This window comes from Dietzia aerolata (genome assembly GCF_014144865.1).
Taxonomy (GTDB): domain Bacteria; phylum Actinomycetota; class Actinomycetes; order Mycobacteriales; family Mycobacteriaceae; genus Dietzia; species Dietzia aerolata.
Map to the genome: position 1 here is coordinate 1 of NZ_JAALDM010000048.1, position 3,682 is coordinate 3,682.

A 3,682-nucleotide genomic window follows, 5' to 3' on the forward strand; every position below is an offset into this window, starting at 1 on the left:
CACGGCGGCCCCTGAACCCGCCCCCGGTGGGCCCGACTCGGGCGTGGGCGCCGCGAGGGTAGCAGTAGCCGGCGCGGGCCGCCCTTCCCGTCGCACCCCTGTCACGGCTGCGACCGGGTCGACGACCCCGTGGCCGATCGCGTGGTCGTGCCCACCTGCCGCGGGGATCGCCGTCTCCTCGATCCGCTCGATCACCTGCCTCGCGGTGAATCCGGGGTGCCTCTGCCGGACCAGTGCTGCCGTGCCCGCGACCATGGGCGCGGCGAAACTCGTTCCGGTGATCGGGGTCCGCGACCCGTCGGCGGCGATGACCAGGTCGGAGACCCCGTCTCCGTCGGCACCGACCGAGCGCAGGTTCTCCGCCGGGGCGGCCACGTCGACCCAGGGGCCGCGGAGCGAGAAGTCGGAGGGGCGGCCGGCCGTGTCGACGCCGCCGACGGTCAACACGTGGTCGTCGTACCAGGCCGGGGTGGCGATCGTGCGGATGTCATCCCAGCCGTCATCCCCGGGAACAGCAGGATCGGGGAGGTCGAGGTTCTGTTCGGCGCACGTGTCGCCGACGTTGCCGGCGGCGGCCACGATCACCACATCGTGGTCCACCGCGGCGTAGCGGATCGCGCCACCGAGGGTTTCGTCCGCCAGGAGCGTCCCGGACGGCACACACGCCACCTCGGAGATGTTGATGACGGTCGCGCCGGCGTCCACGGCCAGTCGGATCGCAGACGCCAGCGTCGACAGCGTGCCCACCCCGGCGGGAGATCCGACCGGCGCCTGGCCGGGGGCCAGTTCCGGGGCTTGTGCCGGAGCGGTATCGGGTGAGGTGCCGAACTCGTCGCCCGGAGATCGGCCCCGCTCGCCGTCCGGCTGGCCAGACCCGCGAGCCGGGCCCGGTCGTGTGGTCCGCTGCCGCTGATCGGGGCGCAGGATGCTGCTGGACTGGCGAATCGCGACGATCTCGACCCCCGGCGCGATGCCCGAATGACCGGAGTCGTCCTCGGTGGCGGCGAGGATACCCGCGACGAGGGTGCCGTGGGCGTCGCAGTCCTCGGTCCCGTCTCTCCCCGGCATCACGTCACCGGCTCCGCGAACCCGCGGCAGTCGCGGGCCCGGGTTGACGCCGGTGTCGATCACCGCCACCACCTGGCCTTCGCCCCGGCCGTGGATCCAGGCATCGCGCAGCTCGGCGGCGGTTGCCGAGGCCGGTGGGGAAGAGGGGTCGAGAACTCCCGCCGTGGTGCGGCACGGGCCGTCCGCGCGCAACGGTTGTGTGGCGAGATCCGTCGCCGGAGGTATCGGGCCGTCGATGAGGGGACGCGGAACCGCGCTCGCCATGGCGGGACCACCGGCCTGGGTGGCGAAGATCGCCAGGGCTGACGCGGTGGCCGCGGTGGAGGCCAGGGAACGGCGGGCACCTCTGCCCACCCGGGCCCGTGTCATCGTCTTCTCATCGTTCGCGGACGAGCGTGTAGACGTCCATCGCGCCCACGGCCAGCGGCACCACGAGGCAGATCGCGATGGCCTCGACGATGCCCACCGCGCGCATGGCGGCGGGCGACGGGTCGACGTGCGGCAGCACCGAGGCCGCCACCACGACAGCGATCGCCACGGCGAGGGCCGCCGGCACCACCACGCCGACAGGTGAGGCCAGCGACAGCGCGGCCCCCACCAGAACCCCCCCGCTGAGCGTCAACGACGAGGCGATCAGGACAGTGGTGTGGACACGGTCCGAGTAGCCCAGGCCCCGCAGGACGAGCACCACGATGAGGATCAGCGCCAGGGGTGCCGCCCAGCGGTTCGCGCCCTCGCCGGACAGCGCGATCAGTGCACCGACCGTGCAGGACGTCCCCGCGGCGATGAGCAGTCCGGTCAGCCATGAGCGGGAGGCGAGGAACCGGTGCCGGAGCACCTCGGGCGTCGGGAGCGGGCCCCGGGTCCGGCGGTTGTCGCCGCGCGCCTGGCCCGTTCGGCCACGCAGATCGTGGTCGATCTCTTCGAGGTCACCGTCCTCCACGTCCTCGCCGGGTGCGGGAACGGGCGGGATGGGAACGTGTGCGGCGCCGACTGCGATCCGCGGCGCCGACGTGAGGAGCAGGAGCCCGACGAGCACCGCGCCGGCACCCACGACACTGATCGGAAGGCCGGTGACGGCGACGACCAGCGCCCCCACTGCCCCGATGGCGAGAAGGAGCGCCGCCGCCAGATAACCGGCAGCCAGTCCGTAGGTCCGGGCGCCCGGACGGAACGCGGTGGCGCGCAATACGGCCGCCGCCACCGCCCCGGCCGTGCACGCCCCCAGGACGGACCCGGGCCCGAAGCCGGCTGTGTCCGGTGCCGGTCCCATGGTGCCCGCTGCCAGAACGGTGAATCCCACGACGGCCGCTCCGGCAATCGCGTGTGCCGATCCCGGGACCGTCGCAGACCCCGAAGCCGCCGCTGCCGTCGATGCTGCCGGCACGGACGCTGTCGCGCGGCGAAGCGCGATCACCGCGGCGAGGCCGAGGAGCGCCAGGACCGCCGAGACCAGTGGCGTAATCACCCCACCCTGGGACCACCACTGGATCCCCAGCGCGAGCGCCGCGGCCACGGCCGCCACACCCACCGTGGCGGTAGCCGCCGATATTGCGTCCCGGCGGTCCCACACGGGGGATCGCGCCACGTCGGGATCGGTGAGCCCTTGGAGAACGTCGTCGAACAGCGGCGCCGGGGTGGGGATCGGTCGGTGGTCGAGGACGAGGATCTCGCCGTCATGGACCCGCTGCTGGGCGAGGGACTCCGACACGGCCAGTGGTCCGCCGGCCAGGCGGGACAGTTGCCAGGAGCCGCCGGTGCCGCCACCCATGCGGGCGTCGACGTCTACGTCGGAGCCGGGGCCGGCGACAACCCGGACGTGATCACGGACCAGGTCGACGACCTCCGGGATCACTGACACCAACTCCAGGTGCGCGGGCAGGCTCACATCGACACGTGTAGAGCGGCACACGATCGACACCCGCCTCTGGTCCAGGGGCTCGACGCCCGCGGCCACGCCCCGGACCTCGCTCTGTCGTGTCACTACCGGCCCTCCTGCTCCGCACACCCGTCTCACCGGTCGACCGACCGCGTGATGGGTGCCCCGCCACGGCGTGCGCTGCCATAACATCGCCATTCGTTACGGGGGACATTGTTGACGGCCGGAGCCGGTCATGGGGGCGTCATCTCGCGGCGACCGGCGGGGCAGTCGATGGCATAGCCGTCGTGACGGCCGGCGTGGCGGCGGCCGTAGACCAGCGCAAACCACCAGGCAGTAGGCACAATCCGGGAAGCAGCAGGCGAGGGGGACGGTCATGGGGGACGTGGTTTTCACGCGCGCCGAGAAGCTCGCAGCGCCGCCGGTTCCGCAGGGGCAGATCGCGCTCCAGGCGCCGCCCGCTCTGCCGCGTCCGACCCCGAGGCCACTGGTGCAGATCGTGCTGCCCATCGTCCTGGTGGTGGCGGTGGTGGGCATGGTGGTGGTGATGATGCGCACCGGGATGATGCGCAACCCCATGTTCATGTTGTTCCCGGTGATGATGGCGGTCTCGGCGCTGGGCATGCTCGCCGGCACCCTCGGCGGTGGGAACAAGACCGCCGAAACGGACGAGTTGCGCAAGGACTACCTGCGGTACCTGGGGCAGACCCGGGACAAGGTTCGTGAGACCGCCGC

2 protein-coding genes and 1 pseudogene are annotated in these 3,682 nt (G+C 72.6%); 1 reads left to right on the plus strand and 2 read right to left on the minus strand.

The annotated features are described in order from the left end of the window. Positions 1-1,437 (minus strand): S8 family serine peptidase (locus G6016_RS03835; protein ID WP_182631380.1); only part of this gene is annotated, 1,437 nt, incomplete at its 3' end. 7 nt (positions 1,438-1,444) lie between these two features. Beyond that, the gene (gene eccD, locus G6016_RS03840; protein WP_182631381.1) at positions 1,445-3,052 is read right to left on the minus strand and encodes a type VII secretion integral membrane protein EccD; all 1,608 of its coding nucleotides are present in this window, start codon (positions 3,050-3,052) and stop codon (positions 1,445-1,447) included. Between the two features lie 271 nt (positions 3,053-3,323). Here eccD and G6016_RS03845 point away from each other — a divergent pair. After that, positions 3,324-3,682: pseudogene (locus G6016_RS03845) on the plus strand (hypothetical protein); the annotation flags it as partial.